Here is a 19,518-nt window from a genome sequence, read left to right on the forward strand (position 1 = left end):
GGCCGGTCGGCGGGGTCAACGGGAACCGGACGCGCCACGACGGCCCGGGCGGATGGCCGCACCGTCCATCGCGAAGAGCCGTCGCGGTAACGGGGACGGCTCAGGATGGATCGCGCCGGCCCGGTCCTCCCGGTTTCTCGCGGGTGGCGACAAGGGCCGGACGTCCACGTAGCATGTCGGCCCGGCCTGCCGGACGGTCTCATCGCCGGGATCTGACCCGTGATCCCCGGCCCGGCACACTCCCCGGCTTCCTTGCTCGGCGAGGGCGTGGAGGGTGCGAAGACCCGGCGCGAGGGTGCGAAGACCCGTCACCTCGTTCCGCGGACCCTCCGGCTCGCCTTAACTCCGGGGCTTCGGGGGCTGTGGGTTGGGGAGCAGGGGCCGGAGTGCGTGATGAATCTGTAACAGCGACCTGCCTTCAGAAATCCGCCGGTAACACCCTACCCTTCGAGATAACGTTATCTCGACCGGTCCAATCAGGCCGGAAGAGGTCTTTTGCCTGCTCAGGCAGGGGTAGAAAGGCACCCCCCATGCGAAACACGCGAGGCATCCTGGCGGCCGCCGTCACGGCGACGGCGCTCACCGGCTCGCTGGTCACGGCGCCTCCCGCCGCGGCCGCGATCCCGACCGCCGAGGAGCGGTGGAACGAGATCCAGTCACTCGCCGGCCCGGTCAAGGGCCGCTGGACCAACCAGGGCTACGCCGGCTCGGTCAACAGCACCATGCCCGACACGGCCCTGCTCGGAAACGGCGACGTCGGTGTGACCTCCGGCGGCGGCGACGGCTACAAGACCTTCCACATCTCCAAGGGCAACTTCTGGACCGCCGCGCCCAGCCCCTCGCTGGTCGCCCTCGGCTCCGTGACGATCGCGCCCGACACCACCGTCACCGCCTCCAACCTGGCGCTCGGTGCCACCGCCACCTCCTCAAGCAACCACCCGGCCTTCCCGGCCGGCCGCGCGGTCAGCGGCGCCTGGGCGGCCGGCTACGAAGGCTGGGTCTCCGATGTCGGCAAGCCGCAGTGGCTCCGGCTCGACCTGGGCTCCGCGAAGACCTTCCGGCGCTACATCCTGCGCCACGACGCCGCGGCCCGTCCCGGCGAGACGGCCAACACCAGCAAGGACTGGACCCTTGAGGCCAGCACCGACGGCACCGCCTGGACCACGATCGACACCGTCGCGAACAACACCCTCGCGACGACCGACCGCGCCTTCCCGGAGGTGACCGCGCGCTACCTGCGCCTGAACCTGACCGAGCCGACACAGGGCACCACCCCCGACTCGATCGGCAATCCGCGGGCCCGCATCGGGCAGTTCGAGCTCTACGACGTCGAGGGCCCCACCACCCCGACCGGCCCCTTCCTGGAGGAGCAGAACATTCTCAAGGGTGACGTCGACACCTCGATGGTGATCAACGGCACCCCGGTGACCATGAGGACCTTCATGGGCGCCGACAGCAACCTGGTGGTCACCTCGATCACCTCACGGGGCACCGCGCCGGTCCGGCTGCGCGCGCAGACCGCCGCCGGGGCCCAGGGCGGCCGGAACATGCCCGTCGCCACCGGCGTGTCCGGTGACACCCAGTGGGCCACCCGGTCGACCCCCTCCGGCGGCGCCTGGGTCTCCCGCGCCTCACTGGCGACCCGCGTCATCGGCGGCACCCCGATCGGCGCCCCCTCGGCCGGCCGGACCACCTTCGAGCTGGCTCCCGGCGAGACCGTCGACATCGTGACCGCCGTCACCGGCGGCGGCGCGAACAACCCCGACCCCGGCCCCGCCGCGATCGACCTGGCCCGCGCCCAGAGCGCCGCCTCGGTCGACGCGCTCTACGCCGAGCACCTGGACTGGTGGAAGAACTACTGGCTGCGCTCGTACGTCGACCTCGACGACGACGTGCTGGAGAGGTTCTACTACAGCTCGCTGTACTTCCTGGGCTCCTCGCTCCGCGAGGGCAAGACCGCGTCCGGCCTGTACGGCATCTGGGCCACGTCGGACAACCCCCTGTGGGGCGGCGACATGCACATGAACTACAACTGGCAGGCCAACTACTACGGCGTCTACAGCGGCAACCGGCCGGAGCTGGCGCTGCCGTACTTCGACCTGGTGACCGACTACCTGCCGGAGGCGCGCGAGCGGGCCAGGACCGACCTGCGCGACGTCAAGCCCGACTACGTCGACAGCCGCTTCCCCTCCGGCGGCATGCCTTCCGGCGTGCTGTTCCCGGTGGGCATCGCGCCCTTCGGCGGGACCGTCGGCGACATCTACCACCAGCAGGTGGCGAACTCGCTGTTCGCGGTGACGCAGTACCTGTCGTACTGGGATTACACCCGGGACGAGGAGTGGCTGCGCCGGACCGGCTACCCGTTCATGAAGGAGGTCGCCGCCTTCTTCGAGAACTGGCTGGAGCGCGACGAGGCCACCGGCCGGTACTTCTCCATGGGCGGCCCCCACGAGGGCACCTGGGGCAAGAACTCCAGCGCCGACCTGGGCATGCTGAAGCGCCTGCTCACCACCCTGGAGGAGGCCAGCGTCCGCCTCGGCGCCGACGCCGACCGGCGCTGGGTGTGGGGCAAGATCCTGCGCAACCTCCCGCCCGCGCCCACCACCGTCCACAACGGCAAGACGGTGTACGCCCTGGGCGAGCCCGGCACCCTGGTCGGCCTCCCGGACATCCGCCCCGGTGACAACACCGTCAACCTGGAGTTCGTCCACCCGGGTGACCAGATCGGCATCGGCTCGCCCGAGATCGAGCGGCGGACCGCGATCGACACCATCACCGCGATGAACGCGTGGGGCCAGGACAACAGTTTCCCGAAGGTCTTCACCCAGGCCGCCCGGGTCGGCTACCCCGCCCAGACGATCATCGACCGTCTCAAGCAGCAGATCACCAGCAGGTCGGTGGCGAACCTGCGGATCGCCGACGGCTACCACGGCCTGGAGAAGGCCGGCGCGATCGAGGCGCTGAACAACATGCTGCTGCAGAGCTGGGACGGCCTGGTCCACGTCTTCCCGGTCTGGCCCGCGGGCAAGAGCGGCGCGTTCCACGACCTGCGCGAGAAGGGCGGCCTGGTCGTCAGCGCCAGGCGCACCGGTGACGCGGTGGAGTACATCACCGTGAAGAGCGAGCAGGGCGGCAGGTTCGAGGTCAAGAACCCGTGGACGGGGACGAAGGTCAACGTGTCGTCGGACGACGGGACGGTGAGCGACATCGGCGCGGGGAAGGCGATGCTGCGCGTCGTGGCGGAGAAGGGCGCGACCTACACCTTCACGCCCGCCCGGTGAGACCCGGATGACACCCGGATAACACGCGGATGACATCCGGATGAGAGGGGCCCGGCGCCGTCGGCGCCGGGCCTTTTCACCGAGTGGACGTCCTGGGCAGGCCGGAGACGACCATGGCGATCAGCATCTCGTAGCTGGTGTTCAGGTCCTCGTCCAGGCCGAACCCGCCGGCCGCCTCCAGGGAGGCGAAACCGTGCACGGCCGCGCGGACGCAGCGGGTGGTGTGGAGCGCCGCCGACCCCTCCAGCCCGTAGCCGCGCAGCACGGCGAGGATCACCTCCAGCAGGCGGGTCGCCGTGCCGACCAGGTCGGGGTCCTTCAGCGGGTTGTCGGGGAAGGCCGCGTAGCGGTGCGGGAAGTCGACCACGTAGCTTCGCCAGGCACGCATCAGGGCCGCCGTCGCCTCGTCGCGGCTCTTCCCCATGGCCGCGGTGCCGAGGCGCGCCGCCATGTCGTCCATCACGCGCAGGCCGACGAGCTTGCGCAGCTCGGGCAGGCCGCGGACGTGCTTGTACAGGGAGGGGGCGGCCACCCCGGTGCGGGCGGCCACCGCGGCCAGTGTCAGCGCGTCGGGGCCCTCCTCGTCGATCAGGGCCAGTGCCGCGTCCACCACCGCGCCGGAGGTCAGGCCCGCCCTAGGCACGGGCCGCTCCGGCCAGGAACCCCTCCAGGGCGGCGAAGGTGGCCTCGGGCAGCTCGGCGTGCGGGTAGTGGCCGGCTCCCTCGATCATCGCGACCCCGGTCGTGGCGGCGTACGGCCTCAGCACCTCCTCGGCCAGGCGGGCCTCCGCGGCGGGATCGGGGAAGTCGGGGTCCTTCGACCCCATGACGACCAGCGCCGGGCAGGTCATGCGGGGGGCGCAGTCGGTCCAGTGGCCCTCGGCGGGGGCGACCACCCCGGAGACGGCGGCCATCCTGCCCGGCTCGCGCAGCGTGGCCCTCAGCTCGCGCAGGTAGCCGGGGAGGTCGGCGGGCTTCGCGGTGGGATAGAGCGAGCGGTAGTACATCCCCCACAGGAGCGGGCTGGCCATGACGAGGTTCTGCGCCAGCCGGAGCATCAGGCCGAGCTGAGGCCGCCCGACGAAGGGCGCCAGCATGACCACGGCGCTCACCTCGCCCTCGGCCGCGGTCGCCGTGGTCCAGGCCACCGCCCCCGCGCTGGAGGAGCTGCCGACGAGGACGGCGGGACCGCCCAGGTGGCGGACCAGGGCCAGCAGGTCGGAGCCGACCGACCGAGGGCTGTAGTCGGGCCAGCCCGTGCTCGACTCGCCGTGGCCGCGCACGTCGACCGCGGCGACCCGGTAGCCCGCCTCCGCCAGCCGCGGCGCCAGGAACCGGAACACCTTGCGGGTGTCGCCCATGCCGTGCGCGCACACCACCAGCGGCCCGTCCTGCGGCCCGATGACCTCGTACGCCAGCCGCCCACCGGTTATCTCCAGGAACTCCGTACCCATCACGCGCACTCCTCGGCTATCGCTCATAGCCTCAAAGCTAAGGTGAATAGCTTTCGTCGTCAAGGGGCCGTCCGCAGGGAGAGTTCGCGGCCGGGTCGCTCCTTCGGGGCCGGCCTTCTCGCGGCTGAGGTCGGCTGAGGTTGCCGGAGGTCGCGGAGGTCGGCTTCGGCTGAGGTCTGCTGCTGAGGTCGGCTGAGTTCAGTGAAGGTCAGTGGAGTTCAAGGGGGGCGCGACGGGTGGTCGGCGTGGTGGTCGCGGTCCCGGCCGTCCCGTTCCAGGCCAATTTCCGTAATTGGCCGTTCTCTTGGCGCGGGAACTGCTCGATGATGTGCTCATGATCTCTGTCAGTGCTCTCGCGGGCATCGCCGCGGTCGCCCTCGGCCTGGTGCTCACCCCCGGGCCCAACATGGTCTACCTGGTCTCGCGGTCGGTGACGCAGGGGCGCCTGGCCGGCATGATCTCGCTGGCGGGCGTCGCGGTGGGCTTCCTGGTCTATCTGCTGGCGGCGGTGGCCGGGATCGCCGCGATCTTCGCGATGGTGCCCGCCGTCTACGTCGCGATCAAGCTCGCGGGCGCCGCGTACCTGCTGTGGCTGGCCTGGAAGACGATCCGGCCCGGTGCCCAGCCGATTTTCGCGCCCGGGGTCCTCCCCGCGGACCCGCCCCGGCGGCTGTTCTCCATGGGGCTCGTCACCAACCTGCTCAACCCCAAGATCGCCATCCTGTACGTGTCGCTGCTGCCGCAGTTCGTCGATCCCGCGCGTGGTGACGTCGGCACGCAGAGCCTGCTGCTGGGCGCCACCCAGATCGTCATCGCGCTCTCGGTCAACGCCCTGATCGTGCTGACCGCGGGCTCGGTCGCGACCTTCCTGGGCGGGCGGCCCACCTGGATGCGTGTGCAGCGCTATCTGATGGGCGCCGTACTCGGCGGGCTCGCCCTGCGCATCGCCACCGACCGCTCGCCCGCCGTGGCCGCGTAGGGGAGCCGTTCCGGTCGCGAACGGCGGCCCGCGCTCACCGGTGGCGGCCCGCCCTCACCGTGGCCCGTCCTACCAGTGGAGGCCCGCTCTCACCGGTGGCCCGTCCTACCAGTGGCGGCCCGTCGCGATGTCGTCCAGGTGCGGTGCCGACAGGTGCAGCACCCGGTAGGCGACCCCGTCCCCCTTCCCGACCCCGTCCCCCTTCCTCTTCCCGGTTCCGTCCTCCGGTCCCGTCCCGTCTCCCCGCCCTGGACCGTTTCCCTCTCCTGGACCGGCTCCCTCTCCGGGCGCCTCGTGCTCCCACAGCGTGAAGCGCACCAGCTCCCAGTGCCGGGGGTCGACGGCGAGGGCCGCGGAGTGCACGCCCGCCGTGCCGGCGTGCCGCCGCAGGTCGGCCAGGGCCCGCTCGACCACGCCTGCGGGATCGGTGTCGGCGGGGATCGGGTCGGTACGGCGCGAGGCCGCGCGGGGCACAGCCGACGCCGACGGCCCCCGCTCGTATCCGACGCCGGTCCAGTGTCGGACCACGGGCCTGCCGAAGTCGCGCACGATGTTCTGGAAGCCACCTCCGCCCCACAGGAAGTCGTTCATGCCGGTCAGGGAGCTCCACAGGTAGAACGGCGCGTACTGGTTGACCGCGGAGCCGTCCACGCCCCGCTCCCTGATCAGGTACGCCTTGAGCCCCAGCCCGGCGTAGCCGTCGAGCGCGTGGCCCCTGGTCGCCACCCGCTCACGGATGATCCCCATGTCGTAGTCGGCGGGCAGCCCGATCTCGTACTGCATGGCGTGCATGGAAGAGGACCTCCTGGTGCTGACTGGTGCCGGCATGGGACGGGCGTGCGCTACCGGACCGGCCGAAGGTGGTCCGGCTTCGCCGGGGCGGTGAGGCGGAAGCGGTGGACCGGCTCCGGCGAGTCCTGTGACGCGGGATCCCGCGTCATCCCCAGCCGCAGGGCCACCCGCGCGGAGGCGGTGTTGCCCTCGTCGACCTCGGCGACCACCCGGGACAGGGAGAGCGTTCCGAAGGCGTACTCCAGGATCGCGGTGGCGGCCTCGGTGACCAGGCCCTCACCCCATCGGTCGGGGGAGAGGCTGTAGAGCAGCTCGACCTCGCCGCCGGAGGTTCCGCGCAGGCCGCACACCCCGGCCACGGTGGAGTCGGGGACGAGCGCCCACAGGCCGTAGCCCCGCTCGGCGAAGTCGCGGCGGCTGTCGTCGATCAGCCGGACCGCGAGATCGGGGAGGACGGGCTCGTTGTCGAAGAGGCGGCGCCGGACGAGAGGGTGGCCCCAGTGCTCGTGCAGCGCCTCGACGTCTCCGGCCTCGACCGGGCGCAGTGTCAGGCGGCCGGTGGCGAGAATCACGGTGGGGACCTCCTGTCGTCGCATGCCCCCGCGCCTTCGTGGCTCAGCCGTGGCTGAGGTCGATGACGCAGAAGAGGTTGCCCTCGGGATCGGCGAGGACCACGAAATCGGGGTCGTCCGGGTAGAGGTCCCAGGCGACCCGCTCGGCGCCCAGTGACACCAGCCGTTCCACCTCGGCCGCCTGCTCGGCGGCGTCGGGGACGAACAGGTCGAGGTGCGTCCGGGGGTGCTTCTGGACCGGTGTCCGCGTCACGTCGAGCGCCAGCGGGACACCGTCCCCCTCCACGGGCTCGATCACGGTCCAGTCGTCCCCGGCCTGGCCCTCGCGGGGCGCGTAGTCCAGCGCCCGCGTCCAGAACCCGACGGCGCGCCGCATGTCGGTGACGCCCAGCACCACCTGCCCGATCCTCACCATGCCCCAATCCTGGCAGGAACCCCCGTCCCCCGGAAACCCGATGTCCTGGGGCGCGGCCACGCCCGGGGGACACGCCCGCAGCCGTGAGCCCGGCGTTCGCCCCGACGCCGCCGCTCCGGGCCTTTCCGGTACGGCCGGCGGTGACGCTCGCCCCGGGGCCGGTACCGGTCCGGCGCCGCACCCCCTCCTCGGAGGCCCGGCGCCGGAGCTGTCCCTCACCACGGACGCGGGCACCGTGCGGCTCGCCGACCTGACGCACGGCGCCCGCCCGCTCCTGCTCGACCTCGGCGGCGGGAACGCGCCGGCCGGGACGGCGGCGGGCTGGAAGGACCGGGTGGACGTCGTCACCGCCACCCCCGACCGGCGGGTCCCCGCCGGGCTCCTGATCCGCCCTGACGGTTACGTCGCCTGGACGGCCCCGGACGAGGGGGCGGGCGTCCCGGCGGACCTCGGCCTCCGCGAGGCGCTGTCCACCTGGTTCGGCGCCCCCGCGTGATCCGGCGCCGGCTCCCGAGTGTCCTGCTCCCCGGGTACCCGGTCCCGGTCTCGACAAGACCGAAGAGGGAGACCGGCTTCCGCGCCGGTCTCCCTCCCCGTCATCTCGTTTCTTCCCTCCGGCCCTTTCCGGCCGGTTCTTCCCGGTCTTTTCGCTCGGAACAGGTCAGAAGTCGTCGGCGGTGCGGATCCGGTCACGGATCCAGACGCCGGCCTCCTTCAGCGGCGTCGTGCCGGTCCAGGGGCCCCCGGCGTTGCAGGTGCCGACCTTGAAGACCGCGCCGGAGCGGTTGTCGTCGGAGAAGTTCCAGTTGACCCAGCTGATCTTCTTGGTCGCCATCAGGTCGAGGTAGCGCTGGGACATGGCGAAGTCGTTGGCGTCCTCGCCGGCGTAGTTCTGCGTACCGAACTCGGTGACGAACATCGGGATGCGGTCGGCCGCGCGGGACAGCGTGTCGAGGTACTCGGTGCCGTGCGAGGCCGCGTAGAAGTGGAAGGTGTACATGATGTTCGAGGCGTTGACCGGGTTGCCCGTCACCTCGGTCTCCGAGGCGCCCTCGGACACCCCGAGCGAGGACCAGGCGCGGGTGCCGACCAGGACGATCCCGTCGGGGTCCTGCGCCCGGATCACCGGGATGATCTGCTCGGCGTAGCCCTTGATGGTGCTCCAGCTCACGCCGCTCGGCTCGTTGGCGACCTCGTAGAGGATGTTCGGCCTGGCGGCGTGCCGCTGGGCGATCTCGGTGAAGAAGGTCCTGGCGCGGGCGAGGTTGTAGTTGGGGTCGCCGGGGGTGAGCATGTGCCAGTCCACGATGACGTACATGCCCTGCGCGCTGACCTGCTCGATGAGCGTGTGCGCGAGGTCGGTGAACGCCCTCGGGTTCGTCTCGTAGCCGCCCTCCTGGACGTACGTGGACAGGCGGACGACGTCGGCCCTCCAGTCGGTCGCGAGCGCGTTCAGCGAACCGGTCGTGACGCACTGCCGGTACCACTGCAGGCCGTGGGTGCTCATGCCGCGCAGCTGGATCTGCTTGCCGTTCTTGTTGCACAGCTTGGTGCCGCAGACCCGCAGCTGCCCGTTGGCGGCGACGGGCGTACCGCCGCCGCCGCTGCCCGCCTGGGTCGTCGCCGTGACGGACGCGCTCCTCGCCGACTCGTTGTTCGCGGCGTCGCGGGCGGTGACGGTGTAGGTGTGGGTCGTCGAGGCGGCGAGCCCCGAGACCGTGGCGGTCGTGCCGGTCACGGTGGCGACCACCGCGGAGCCCTCGTAGACCCGGTAGTCCTTGACCGTGCCGCTGTTGTCGGTCGAGGCGTTCCAGGCCAGGCTGATGGAGGAGGACGTCGTCCCGGTGCCGCGCGGGGACGACGGCACGCTCGGCGGCGTGGTGTCACCGGGGTTCTGCCCGCCGCCGCAGGGAGCGCCGTTGAGCGTGCAGTTGACCGGCGATCCCGGGCCGGAGGCGGTGAAGCCGAAGGTGGTGCTCGCCCCGGGGGCCAGGGTGCCGTTGTACTCCCGGTTCCTGAAGGTGTATCGGCTGCCGCTGCTGGTCATCAGGGAGTCCCAGTACGTGCCGAGGCTCGTGCCCGACGGGAGGTCGAAGGAGACCGTCCAGCCGTTCAGCGTGGAGGTCCCGGTGTTCTTGACCGTGTACTGGCCGCTGTAGCCGCTGCCCCAATCTTGCGCCTTGGTGAACGTCGCGGTGTCCGCGTGGGCGGCGGACGGGACGAGCAGGGTGAAAAGTAACGTCAGCAGCCCGGTCAGCACCAGGGCTGGGGTGGTGCGCCGCATCATCGCTCCTTGCGTCGGGGGGTGGGATACGGTGGCGCTTTATTAGGAAACTTTCCTAACGTGACACGTGACGTTAGGTGGCGCGGGCCTGTCATGCAAGACCCAGATCCCCTTGCCCGCCTGAGAAAATTTAATCGTTAGGAAGCTTTCCTAACGCGTTTCATCAGGGCAGGATGGCGTAACCTCCCGATACGCCGCGACTCGGAGATGGCCGCCATGAAACGTTCACGCAAGGCCCCGCCGGTCCTCGCGACCGCGCCGCTCCCGGCCTCCGCCCTGCCCGCCCCTGCGGCCGGGGCCGGGGCCGGGGTCGCCGCCTGGCGGCTCCGCTGGTCGCCGGACGCCTCGCGGACGGGCCTGTCCGCCTTCGAGACCGTCGAGGACGACCGGGCCGGATCCCACCCCTCCGCCGCCCCGCACATCAAGGTGTCGGGCGGCGGCTTCCGCTTCGACGTGCACACGGCGGACCGCGACAGGGCCGCGGACCGGCAGCGCCACGAGGTCACCGGGATGCGCGAGGGCGGCTCGTACCTGCGGTGGCGGCTCGGCGAGACCTGGCGGGTCACCTACTCGATGTACGTCCCGGGCACGCTGAGGGCCACCACCACCTTCACCCACATCATGCAGACCAAGCAGCCGGGCAGGGGCACCTCCCCCATCACGGTGACCTCGCTGCGCAGGGTCGGTGGCAGGCAGACCATCGAGCACAAGATCTTCGCCGAGAACGTCCTGGTGGGCAGGACCGACCTCGAACCGCTGCAGGACAGGTGGGTCGACGTCGAGTACGAGATCAAGATCGCAAACGGCGCCGCCGGGTGGGTGCGCTGGGTCCTGCGCAGCGGCGGGACCACGGTGGTCGACGCCACGAAGACCGGCGTCGACACCTTCCTGGCCGACCGCGTACGCCCCAAGTGGGGCATCTACCGCTCCCTCGGCGACACCTCGGGCTCGCTGCGGAACACCTACATGCTCCTTCGGGACATGCGCGGCTACCAGCTGGTGGGCGAGACCGCCCCCGCGCTCCGGCGGCGCCTTTGAAAACGCCTCCGGAACGCCCCCGGAACGCCTCCGAGCCGTACGGCCCGGCCGGTCAGCCGGCCGGGCCGGGCCCGCGCCCGATGATGCGGTCCCCGAGCCTGGTGACGAGCTGCGCGCGCACGTACGAGGGGAGGGCGCAGCCGTGCGCGACGAGCGTGTCGAGCGCGGGCAGGTCGAGGAGGACGGCCCAGTCCTGGACGTCGTCGCAGTAGGAGACGTCGAGGTGGCGGAGGTCCTTCAGCGCCTGGAGCGGGGCCAGCGACCGCACGGGCGTGTTCCTGATCGACAGGTGCTCCAGGGTGCGCAGGCCTTCGATGCCGTCCAGGCCGGTCAGCGGCGTGTGCTCCAGGTCCAGCCGAGTCAGCGAGGTGAGGGCCGAGATGTCCTCGGGGACGCGGTGCAGGCGGCTGCCGGACAGGTCGAGCTCCTCCACCCCGGTGGGGGAGGCGAGGGCCGAGAGCAGGAGCGCCGGGGGCGGGAGTATCACCGGCCGGGGCTGGGCGAGCACCGGTGACCGGCCCGCGGCGGCCTCCTGCAGGACGCGCCACCTGTCCACCGGCGCGCCGTACCCGCCGAGCCGGACGTACCCCGAGGGCAGCCACGGCGCCAGCCGCTCGGCCACGATGTCGTCGCGGTCACCGGCGCCGATGACCCCGGCCAGCAGCCGGCCGTAGTGCTCGTACGCGTGCTCGGCGGGCACGAACAGGTCCGCCACGATGTCCCCGCCCGCGACGAGGACCCCGTCGTTGCCCGAACAGAAGATCACCCCCGCGGCGACGGTGCCGAGCACGAGATGGTCGGCCGCGCTGTGGATCGCGCGGGCCCGCAGGTCACCGCTGACCGCGAGGTAGCTCTCCGAGACGTCGCCGTCGTCGAGAAGCCCCTCCACCACCAGCCCGCCGATCACGATCAGCGGCGCCTTCACGTCGAGCCAGCCGGGGACGTACGTGTCGCCGAACCAGATCGTGGCCCGGTGCACGATCCACCCCGACTCCGTCCGCTCCGCGCCGTCGGGGAAGACCGGGGGCGTCTCGCCGGGAAAGGCCAGCGACCACGCCTGGGCGAACAGCAGACCGTAGATGGGAGGCATGATGTGGTGCGGCCACTCCCCGGCCTGGGCCGGTCGCCGCAGCCAGGATCCGATCGGATGCAACTCCTCCGTGATGTCGCCAAAATAGTCCAGCGCCTCCGCGCCGGCCCCGGCCTGCTGCCGGAGCGCCGTCAACGCGTCGCCGAGACGCTCCGACGCCCCGGAGAAATGCTCAACCGTCAGATCCATGTCACATACCGTACTCATCGCCGCGAATTTCGAAAGCCGTTCGGATGACGCTCCCGGATGGCGGGCGTGTCGGGAAACACCGGGCGCGACCGTACGGCGACACAGGGCAAAGTGGATCTTCGCCTGGACGTCGGGTACCGTGCCCGAGGCCCCTGAGCGCTCCGGCCCGGCCCGCGAACGCGGGCCGGGCACGAACCAGTACGAACCGAGCACGGACCTGAGCACGGACCCGAGCACGGACCGGGCGGTGACCGGGCACGAACCCGGGCACGGGCCCGGCCGGCCGTCGGCCACCGGGCGGGGGCCGGGCACGGACCACGGTGACATCGGAAGGATGGACAGACATATGGAGGCCGGAAATCGCCGGACCCTGCGGTTGCTCGTCACCGGAGGCGGGACCGGTGGCCACACCTACCCCGCGCTGACCACCGTCGCGGCCCTGCGCGACCACGCCGCCGCGCGGGGACTCGACCTGGACGTGCTCTGGGTCGGTACGGCGGCCGGCCTGGAGGCCCGCGTCGCGGCCGAGCACGGCATCCCGTTCCGCGCCATCACGGCCGGGAAGCTCAGGCGCTCGCCCAACCCCCGAGAGCTGGCCACCAACCTCGCGGACATGTTCCGGATCCCGGTCGGCGTGTTCCAGGCCTTCGGCATCGCCGCCCGCTACCGCCCCGACGTGGTGCTGTCGACCGGCGGTTACGTGTGCGTGCCGCTGGGGGTCGCCTCCCGGGTGCTGGGCAGGCCGCTGGTGATGCACGAGCAGATCACCTCGCTCGGCCTGGCCAACCGCATCCTGTCGCGCTTCGCCCGGCGGATCGCGCTCACCCACCCCTCCTCGATCGAGCACCTGCCCGCGGGCGTGCGTGACCGGGCCGTCATCACCGGGAACCCGGTGCGCCCCCACCTGCTGCGCGGCAACGTCGACGCGGGACGGCGCCACTTCGGGCTCTCGTCCGGCCTGCCCCTCGTCTACGTGACCGGCGGCGCCCAGGGGAGCCGCCAGATCAACACCATGGTCGAGGCCATCCTGCCCGCGCTGCTCTCCCACGCCCAGGTGATCCACCAGTGCGGCCCCGGCTGGATCGCCCAGTTCACCCGTACCGCCGCCGAACTGCCCGTCGGGGTGCGCGACCGCTACCGCCCGGTGCCGTACGTCGGCGCCGAGCTGGCCGACGTGTTCGCCGCCGCCGACGTCGTGGTCTCCCGCAGCGGGGCGGGCACGGTCGCCGAGCTGACCGCGGTGGGCAAGCCGTCCGTCCTCATCCCCCTGGTGCCCTCCGCCGCCGACGAGCAGCGCCAGAACGCCCGCTACCTCGCCGAGGCGGGCGCCGCCAGCGCGCTCCTGGAGGACGGCCCGACCGCCGACCACCTCCTGGCCGAGCTCGACGCCCTCCTGAGGGACCCGCACGCCCGCGCCGCGATGGCCGGCGCCGCCGGTGCCCTCGGCCGCGTCGACGCCGCCGACAGCCTGGCCCTGGTGCTCCTGGAGGCGGCGGGGGTGAACGGCAAGGACGGTTGAGCCCGGCCGGGCCCGCGGTCCCCGTCCCGGAGGTCCTAGTTCATCTCCATGGACTCTTCCTTGTCGGATCCCTCGTCGGATTCCATGTCTGACTCCTCGTCGGCCATCGGGCCGGAGAAGTCGAAGGGCGGGGGGAAGGGGTCGGGGTCGAAACCCTCGATGCGGGCGCCGATCCTCTGGGTGAGGTCGGTGTAACGCCGGTAGCAGGCGAGTCCGGCCAGGTCGGTGGGCTGCCAGCCGGGGCCGCGGGCGTGGCCGGGGAAGCCGGGATACTCCTTGAGGGTCCCGGCGATCCTGCGGTGCAGGACTGTAACGTTCCAATTCACCGCGAACATCGACTCGCCCTCGGCCAGCGGGGTCTCCCCGCGCACCTTGCGGACGCCCACCTCGTACTCGTCGAGGAGCCGGGTGACCTCGGGCAGCCAGTGGTCGGTGGAGCCGGTCTTGGGGAAGTCCGACAGGGCCATCCCGCGCGACCAGCGCAGCAGCGTGACGGCCTCGGCGACGAAGGTGGGCCAGGAAGGGCGGTAGGTGCCGTAGGCCCGCAGCTCCACCGGCACGCCGCGCCCGGTGGCCGCGTCGGGGTCGGCGGCGCCGTGCACGGACGGGTCGAGGCCGGTCTCGTTCATCCCGCCGAAGACGCGTTCCTGGTCGACGGCGGCCCGGCCGCCGAGCGCCGAGGCGATGTAGTTGCCGATGGTGATCGACTGGTTGGTGACCGACCGGGAGTCGCCGTCGCTGAAGCCGGGAATGATCTGATCTCCGATGTGGCCGCTGATGGCGCCGGCGCGTCCCCGGATCGCGGCCCGGACGTCGTCGTGCAGCGAGTCGAAGACGGTCCGCATCGGCACCCGGGAGAGGGCGGCCACGTAGTTCTTCGGCTGCCCGGTGACCCTGCCGTTGTCGTCGGAGTTCGCGACGATGTCGGCGAACGCGGCGACCTGGGTGAAGACGAGCGCCAGATAGCCGGCCAGCTCCGGCAGGTGCGGCTGCTGCACCCGGCCCTGGGGGATCAGCCCCGCGCAGTGCACGCCCACCGCCTCGGCGCGCGCCGCGTGCTGCTTCAGGTGGTTGCCGGACCCGCTCAGGTCCATCGTGAGCGCGGCGATGCCGGTGAGGGCGGGGCCGAGCCTGTCGGGTGCGATGCCGACGGTGTAGTGGATCAGCATGTTCAGGGCGTTGTCCGGGACCGGGTAGGTCTGCGGCGCGATCAGGGCGTCCCGCGCCAGGACGGGATCGAGGCCGCCGAGCATGGCCGGATCGAGCCTGGCCTGCTTGAAGGCCGTGTACAGCCCGGTCGAGGTCGGGGTGATCACGTTGGACAGCAGGCGGTTGTCCGCGTGGCGGTAAAGGTCGGTCCTGAGCGAGTCGACGACGGCGAGCCGCTCCCGCAGCTGGGCCTCGGCCTCCGCCGCCGAGCCGGCGTGCTGGTCGAAGTGGACGGCGACGAATTCGACGTTCGAGTAAGTCCTCCTCGTTCCGCCGAGAGTGATTCCGCGTTTGTCGCTGACGATTTTCAGCAGCCTCGGGAGAACGTAAACCTCGGTGTCACCGGGAAGGTTCGTCCTGTTCAGGTCGAGCATCGGCCGGGCGAGTTCGACTTCCACGCCTAACGCCATGGGTCACCCCTTGTAAGTAATTCGATGGAATTATTTCGCGCTGCGATGTTTCGCGGATTCCCGTGCAGCATCGCAGTGGGTGGCAGGCCGCGCAAGAGGGGTGATCCTCCCTTTTCCGCGTGACGATCCGATGTGAATCGCATGGCAACCGGATACGGATCGCACGGCGATCGGGGAGCGGCCGGGTCCCCGGCGCGGGGCCTCGCCGCCTGTCGCCGGGGCGGTGATCGCCTTCCTGGTCAGGCGTAGCGGCGGAGAGGCGGGGGACGTGCGCTCTCCCGGCGGGGCCCGGCCCACCGGCGGCCCATGTCCCATGAATGAAGATTTACCGAACAGGCCCAGGCGGCACGGCCGTTCCCCGCTCGCGTTCTGAGTAATCTGGCGACCGCACGAAGTGCAGGGTGGTGCGGGCCGGGAATGTCGCACGACAGGAGTCCGTCGTGTCATTTCTCATGTCGTGTGATTTCTCATGGAAAATCGCAGGCCGGCGACCACGGGGCCCCGCGTGGTCACGGTCGCCGGCCACACGGCCGGAACGAGCTCGGGAAGGCGCGTCTTTCACGGGGCTTTTCCGCCACGGAACAGCATGCGGACCGATCCCGAAAGGCAGGTCGACCATGACCCGGCAGGAAAAGCCCTCGCCAGGAATGACCGGCGAGATGTACAACCAGCTCACCGATTCCTGCGCCGACGCGTTCGGCGGCAACCTCCACGTCGGCTACTGGACGGACGACTACGACGAGGCGCCCGTCGCCCAGGCGACGGACCACCTCACCGACCTGGTGGCCGAGCGCCTGGAGGTCGTTCCCGGCGAGCGCGTCCTGGACGTGGGCTCGGGCACCGGCAGGCCCGCCGTACGCATCGCCGTGGCCCGCGACGTCCACGTCACCGGGGTCACCCTGAGCGAGAACCAGGTGCGGCTCGCCGAGGGCCGCCCCGAGGCGGGCCAGGGCCAGGGACACGCCGACTTCCAGCTCGCCGACGCGATGTGGCTCCCCTTCGACGACGCCTCCTTCGACGCCGCGTACGCCATCGAGTCGCTCGTCCACATGGAGAACCCGGCGGCGGCCCTCAGCGAGATCGCCCGGGTGCTGCGTCCCGGCGGGCGGTTCGTGGTGGGGGAGTGGTATCTGCTCGGCCCTCTCGCCGCCGACGACGCCGCGGACCTGGAGCACTTCTCCCGGAGCTTCAACGTCCACTTCCTGCCCACCGTCGAGGAGTTCTACGGGGAGATGGAGCGGGCCGGACTGAAGATCGAGATATTTCACGACATATGGCCAAACATCAGCCGGTCTTTCCAGCTGGTGGGCGACATCCTCCCTGCCTCCGCCATCCGCCTGGGCGGCGAACTCGGTGAGCAGCTCGCCGTCTGCGGGGAGATATACCGCCGCTTCGGGGAGATCCCACAGATCAGCTACGCCCTGTTCACCGCGGTCCGCGGCTGAGGGGTCGCGGCTCCCGGTGGTCCGAACGGGGCGACACGATCCCGTCCGGCCACTCCAGGCAGGATGCTCGGGTCGGCGACCCCGGCCTTCCTGTGGCCGGACGACGCCGCTCCCTTCATCTTTCTCATATTGAGAATTTCTCACCATGAGGGTAACTTGAGCCCGGGAAACCGGGAGGAAAGATGTCGCAGGCACGCCGGGCGCTCGCCGCGGAGACCGTGGAGATCCTGGAGCGCGGCTGGTACGACCACCCCTCGCGGGGGCGGGTGTCCATCGGGAAAGAGCTCGCCGGAGCCGTCGCGGGCACCCGGCTGTGGGGGCCCGACGAGCCGGTCGGGCCGCTCGCCGCGTCTCCGGCCCCGGCCGTCGCGACCTCGGTGGAGGTCGTCAACGAGACCTCCCTGTCGGCCGCCCGCCGGATGGTCGGGGCCGACGGCGGTGGCGGTGGCCGAGGTGGTGGTGACGAGCAAGGTAGCGGCGGCCGGGGTGGTGGTGACGGTGCCGTCGGCTGCCTGAACTTCGCCTCGGCGAAGAATCCCGGGGGTGGTTTCCTGCGGGGGACCCAGGCGCAGGAGGAGAGCCTCGCGTACGCGTCGGGGCTCTACCGCTGCCTGGTCGAGGTGCCGGACTTCTACGCCTTCCACCGGAAGGAGGGCGATCCGCTCTACAGCGATCGCGCCATCTTCTCGCCCTCGGTCCCGGTCTTCAGGGACGACCGGGGCGACCTGCTCGCCCGCCCGTACCCCGTCTCGTTCCTGACCGTGGCCGCGCCGAACGCCGGGGCGATGGACGCGAACGACGAGCGGCGCGCCCGCCTGCCGGAGGTGCTGTTCGAGCGTTCGGGGAGGGCGCTGAGCCTCTTCGCCGCCTCGGGGGTGCGCGAGCTCGTACTGGGGGCGTGGGGGTGCGGCGTGTTCCGCAACTCGCCCGCGCTCGTGGCGGACTGCTTCGCCACGCACCTCGGTCCCTCGGGCGCCTTCCACGGACGCTTCGAGCGGGTGGTCTTCGCCGTGCTCGACGACATCCCCGGAACACCCGTCCACGACGCGTTCGTCCGGGCGTTCGCCGGTGGGCTCGGGTAGGGCGACGCTTCCCGCGCCTCCGGAACGACCGGGTGCCAGGTTTTGTCGGGTTCTGCCTGGTTTCATTGAGTTCGGGTGTCCCCGTGCCGGGTCTTGCCGGTTCGGATGACCGCCGGGACACGTCCCGGGGCCTGTGACGCCTCCTCCGGTGGTTCAGTACGCGATGCCGACCACCTGTCCCACCGTCGCCGGGTCGTCCAGCAGGGCGAGGATCGCGTGGGCCAGGTCGGCGCGGGCGATCGTGTGCCCGCCGGGGACGTTGCCGCCGACGACGAGCCGGTAGGTCCCGGTGCGGGGCTTGTCCAGCAGGCGGGGCGGCCGCATGACCGTCCACTCGCTACCGCTGGCGCGGATGGCCTCCTCCATCGCCCCCAGATCGGTGTAGACGTCACGCAGGAGTCTCCGGATCAGCGGGGTCATGATCCTGCGGTCGAAGAAGGGGGCGTCCTGCGGCGAGGGGCCGACCGGGGCGGCGCTCACCGCGACGAAGCGGCGCACCCCGCATACCTCCAGGGCGGACAGGATCCCCCGGGTCGCGGGCGCGACGACGCCCTCCCGGGCGAGTTTCCTGTTGCGCGGGCCGAGACCCGAGATCACGGCGTCCCGCCCCTCCATCGCGGGACGCAGCGAGCGCGGGTCGGTCACGTCGGCCGTCACCACCCGCACGCCGGTGAGGTCGTCCGGCAGCCGCGCGGGATCGCGCACCACCGCCGTCACCTCGTGCCCCGCCTCCAGCGCCTGCCGTACGACCTCCCGGCCCGTACCGCCCGTCGCTCCGCAGACGGTCAGCTTCATGGTGCCCTCCTGGTTGGTGAGTGCTCACTAACCATTAGAGTGAGTGTTCACCCACCTATTCGTCAACTCCGGGAGAGCGCCCAGCATGAAGCCGACGCGGGTCCGGATCCTGGACGCGGCCGACCAGCTGATGCGGACCATCGGGCTGGCCCGCACCACCACCAAGGAGATCGCCCGCGTCGCGGGATGCTCGGAGGCCGCGCTCTACAAGCACTTCGACAGCAAGGAGGAGCTGTTCACGTTCGTGCTGAAGGAACGGCTGCCCCGGCTCGCTCCGCTCCTCGCCGAATTGGAGAGCGGGAACGGGGGCGTGGGCAGAGATGGAGACGGGCGCGACGTCGAGGAGACCCTGGCCGAGATCGCCCGGCACGCCGTGGCGTTCTACGCGTCGACCTTCCCGATCGCCGCCTCCCTGTTCTCCGATCCGGCGCTGCTGCGGCGGCACGGCGAGGAGATGGACAGGCTCGACATGGGCCCGCACAAGCCGCTCGACGCCCTCGCCGCCTACCTGCGCGAGCAGCGCGCCGCCGGGCGCCTCCGGACCGGCGCCGACCCCGAGGCGGCGGCGGCCCTGTTCCTCGGGGCGTGCTTCCAGCGCGCCTTCCTGCACGCCTTCGCCGGGGAGCGCCCGCCGTCGGGCCCGGCCGCCCAGCCGCTCGACGAGTTCGCCGCCGCGCTGGCCAGGACCCTCCTGGAGGGTGTCCGGGAGCCGGAGGCCCCCGTTCGTCCCTGACCGGAGTGATCCCAGGGGTTCGTGGCCGGAGGTCCCCGTCCGGCTGTGACCGGAGGTGGGCCCGGCGCCCCGATCGGGGGACTCGGAAGTCCGTGACCGGAAGTGGATCCAGAAGCCCGTGACCGGGGACCGGGGGCTCAGAAGTCCATGTCGCCGCCGCCGGGCATGGCGGGGGCGGCTCCGGCCTTCTCGGGCTTCTCGGCGATGACGGCCTCGGTGGTGAGGAACAGC

Annotated in this window: 17 protein-coding genes and 1 pseudogene; 8 read left to right on the forward strand and 10 right to left on the reverse strand. The window is 71.5% G+C overall.

Features of this window, described 5'->3' with window-relative positions:
* Positions 1–530 precede the first annotated feature (530 nt).
* The gene (locus ABT053_RS35255; protein WP_350975163.1) at positions 531–3,281 is read left to right on the forward strand and encodes a glycosyl hydrolase family 95 catalytic domain-containing protein; all 2,751 of its coding nucleotides are present in this window, start codon (positions 531–533) and stop codon (positions 3,279–3,281) included.
* Positions 3,282–3,357: 76 nt separating this feature from the next.
* On the opposite strand, the gene ABT053_RS35260 is transcribed toward ABT053_RS35255, so the two are convergent.
* Complete coding sequence (locus tag ABT053_RS35260; protein WP_350975164.1) at positions 3,358–3,924, reverse strand: TetR/AcrR family transcriptional regulator; 567 nt, start codon at positions 3,922–3,924, stop codon at positions 3,358–3,360.
* Entirely contained in the window at positions 3,917–4,762 is an 846-nt protein-coding gene (locus ABT053_RS35265) for an alpha/beta fold hydrolase (protein WP_350975165.1), read from the reverse strand. The genes ABT053_RS35260 and ABT053_RS35265 overlap by 8 nt, the downstream gene beginning before the upstream one ends.
* A gap of 307 nt (positions 4,763–5,069) precedes the next feature.
* On the opposite strand from ABT053_RS35265, the gene ABT053_RS35270 reads away from it, so the two are divergent.
* A complete protein-coding gene (locus ABT053_RS35270; RefSeq protein ID WP_350975167.1) occupies positions 5,070–5,714 on the forward strand; it encodes a LysE family translocator in 645 nt (214 codons plus the stop codon).
* Between the two features lie 105 nt (positions 5,715–5,819).
* Here the strand turns inward: ABT053_RS35270 and ABT053_RS35275 are convergent, their stop codons facing one another.
* Genes ABT053_RS35275 through ABT053_RS35285 form a run of 3 tightly spaced genes read right to left on the reverse strand, consistent with a single transcriptional unit; the run spans position 5,820 to position 7,493 of the window.
* Positions 5,820–6,506, reverse strand: coding sequence for a DUF4865 family protein (locus tag ABT053_RS35275; RefSeq protein WP_350975169.1), 687 nt, complete (start codon positions 6,504–6,506; stop codon positions 5,820–5,822).
* A 50-nt stretch (positions 6,507–6,556) separates the two neighbouring features.
* The gene (locus ABT053_RS35280; RefSeq protein WP_350975171.1) at positions 6,557–7,102 is read right to left on the reverse strand and encodes a GNAT family N-acetyltransferase; all 546 of its coding nucleotides are present in this window, start codon (positions 7,100–7,102) and stop codon (positions 6,557–6,559) included.
* Positions 7,103–7,121: 19 nt separating this feature from the next.
* A complete protein-coding gene (locus ABT053_RS35285; protein WP_350975172.1) occupies positions 7,122–7,493 on the reverse strand; it encodes a VOC family protein in 372 nt (123 codons plus the stop codon).
* Here ABT053_RS35285 and ABT053_RS35290 point away from each other — a divergent pair.
* Positions 7,492–7,989 (forward strand): aromatic-ring hydroxylase C-terminal domain-containing protein, encoded by a 498-nt coding sequence (locus tag ABT053_RS35290; RefSeq protein ID WP_350975173.1) that lies wholly within the window; start codon positions 7,492–7,494, stop codon positions 7,987–7,989. The two genes, ABT053_RS35285 and ABT053_RS35290, sit on opposite strands and share 2 nt — an antisense overlap.
* A gap of 165 nt (positions 7,990–8,154) precedes the next feature.
* Here ABT053_RS35290 and ABT053_RS35295 read toward each other — a convergent pair whose 3' ends face one another.
* Both ABT053_RS35295 and ABT053_RS35300 read right to left on the reverse strand, forming a co-directional pair.
* Positions 8,155–9,360, reverse strand: coding sequence for a cellulase family glycosylhydrolase (locus ABT053_RS35295; protein ID WP_350975196.1), 1,206 nt, complete (start codon positions 9,358–9,360; stop codon positions 8,155–8,157).
* 51 nt (positions 9,361–9,411) lie between these two features.
* Positions 9,412–9,780: pseudogene (locus ABT053_RS35300) on the reverse strand (cellulose binding domain-containing protein); the annotation flags it as partial.
* A 213-nt stretch (positions 9,781–9,993) separates the two neighbouring features.
* Here ABT053_RS35300 and ABT053_RS35305 point away from each other — a divergent pair.
* Complete coding sequence (locus tag ABT053_RS35305; protein ID WP_350975175.1) at positions 9,994–10,815, forward strand: polysaccharide lyase family protein; 822 nt, start codon at positions 9,994–9,996, stop codon at positions 10,813–10,815.
* A 52-nt stretch (positions 10,816–10,867) separates the two neighbouring features.
* Here the strand turns inward: ABT053_RS35305 and ABT053_RS35310 are convergent, their stop codons facing one another.
* Positions 10,868–12,094 carry a leucine-rich repeat domain-containing protein gene (locus ABT053_RS35310; protein ID WP_350975176.1) on the reverse strand — a complete coding sequence of 409 codons (1,227 nt, stop codon included), beginning with the start codon at positions 12,092–12,094 and terminating at the stop codon, positions 10,868–10,870.
* A gap of 346 nt (positions 12,095–12,440) precedes the next feature.
* On the opposite strand from ABT053_RS35310, the gene ABT053_RS35315 reads away from it, so the two are divergent.
* A complete protein-coding gene (locus tag ABT053_RS35315; RefSeq protein WP_350975178.1) occupies positions 12,441–13,613 on the forward strand; it encodes a UDP-N-acetylglucosamine--N-acetylmuramyl-(pentapeptide) pyrophosphoryl-undecaprenol N-acetylglucosamine transferase in 1,173 nt (390 codons plus the stop codon).
* A gap of 35 nt (positions 13,614–13,648) precedes the next feature.
* Here ABT053_RS35315 and ABT053_RS35320 read toward each other — a convergent pair whose 3' ends face one another.
* Positions 13,649–15,220, reverse strand: coding sequence for a hypothetical protein (locus tag ABT053_RS35320; RefSeq protein WP_350975180.1), 1,572 nt, complete (start codon positions 15,218–15,220; stop codon positions 13,649–13,651).
* A gap of 629 nt (positions 15,221–15,849) precedes the next feature.
* On the opposite strand from ABT053_RS35320, the gene ABT053_RS35325 reads away from it, so the two are divergent.
* Together ABT053_RS35325 and ABT053_RS35330 are read left to right on the forward strand one after the other, a co-directional pair.
* On the forward strand, positions 15,850–16,677 hold the full coding sequence (locus ABT053_RS35325; protein ID WP_350975182.1) for a class I SAM-dependent methyltransferase: 828 nt from the start codon (positions 15,850–15,852) through the stop codon (positions 16,675–16,677).
* Positions 16,678–16,859: 182 nt separating this feature from the next.
* Positions 16,860–17,759, forward strand: coding sequence for a TIGR02452 family protein (locus ABT053_RS35330; protein WP_350975184.1), 900 nt, complete (start codon positions 16,860–16,862; stop codon positions 17,757–17,759).
* Between the two features lie 153 nt (positions 17,760–17,912).
* Here ABT053_RS35330 and ABT053_RS35335 read toward each other — a convergent pair whose 3' ends face one another.
* Positions 17,913–18,554, reverse strand: a complete 642-nt coding sequence (locus ABT053_RS35335) for an NAD(P)-dependent oxidoreductase (RefSeq protein ID WP_350975185.1) — start codon at positions 18,552–18,554, stop codon at positions 17,913–17,915.
* 85 nt (positions 18,555–18,639) lie between these two features.
* On the opposite strand from ABT053_RS35335, the gene ABT053_RS35340 reads away from it, so the two are divergent.
* Positions 18,640–19,287, forward strand: coding sequence for a TetR/AcrR family transcriptional regulator (locus ABT053_RS35340; RefSeq protein ID WP_350975186.1), 648 nt, complete (start codon positions 18,640–18,642; stop codon positions 19,285–19,287).
* Positions 19,288–19,518: the final 231 nt, after the last annotated feature.

The organism is Streptosporangium sp. NPDC002524, assembly GCF_040295985.1.
Lineage (GTDB): Bacteria > Actinomycetota > Actinomycetes > Streptosporangiales > Streptosporangiaceae > Streptosporangium.

Excerpts from the sequence above, each read along its gene's own strand:
- ABT053_RS35255 (WP_350975163.1), top strand. The coding sequence starts at position 531 with ATGCGAAACACGCGAGGCATCCTGGCGGCCGCCGTCACGGCGACGGCG.
- ABT053_RS35265 (WP_350975165.1), bottom strand. The coding sequence starts at position 4,762 with ATGAGCGATAGCCGAGGAGTGCGCGTGATGGGTACGGAGTTCCTGGAG.
- ABT053_RS35270 (WP_350975167.1), top strand. The coding sequence starts at position 5,070 with ATGATCTCTGTCAGTGCTCTCGCGGGCATCGCCGCGGTCGCCCTCGGC.
- ABT053_RS35275 (WP_350975169.1), bottom strand. The coding sequence starts at position 6,506 with ATGCACGCCATGCAGTACGAGATCGGGCTGCCCGCCGACTACGACATG.
- ABT053_RS35280 (WP_350975171.1), bottom strand. The coding sequence starts at position 7,102 with ATGCGACGACAGGAGGTCCCCACCGTGATTCTCGCCACCGGCCGCCTG.
- ABT053_RS35290 (WP_350975173.1), top strand. The coding sequence starts at position 7,492 with ATGCCCCAATCCTGGCAGGAACCCCCGTCCCCCGGAAACCCGATGTCC.
- ABT053_RS35285 (WP_350975172.1), bottom strand. The coding sequence starts at position 7,493 with ATGGTGAGGATCGGGCAGGTGGTGCTGGGCGTCACCGACATGCGGCGC.
- ABT053_RS35305 (WP_350975175.1), top strand. The coding sequence starts at position 9,994 with ATGAAACGTTCACGCAAGGCCCCGCCGGTCCTCGCGACCGCGCCGCTC.
- ABT053_RS35310 (WP_350975176.1), bottom strand. The coding sequence starts at position 12,094 with ATGGATCTGACGGTTGAGCATTTCTCCGGGGCGTCGGAGCGTCTCGGC.
- ABT053_RS35315 (WP_350975178.1), top strand. The coding sequence starts at position 12,441 with ATGGAGGCCGGAAATCGCCGGACCCTGCGGTTGCTCGTCACCGGAGGC.
- ABT053_RS35325 (WP_350975182.1), top strand. The coding sequence starts at position 15,850 with ATGACCCGGCAGGAAAAGCCCTCGCCAGGAATGACCGGCGAGATGTAC.
- ABT053_RS35330 (WP_350975184.1), top strand. The coding sequence starts at position 16,860 with ATGTCGCAGGCACGCCGGGCGCTCGCCGCGGAGACCGTGGAGATCCTG.
- ABT053_RS35335 (WP_350975185.1), bottom strand. The coding sequence starts at position 18,554 with ATGAAGCTGACCGTCTGCGGAGCGACGGGCGGTACGGGCCGGGAGGTC.
- ABT053_RS35340 (WP_350975186.1), top strand. The coding sequence starts at position 18,640 with ATGAAGCCGACGCGGGTCCGGATCCTGGACGCGGCCGACCAGCTGATG.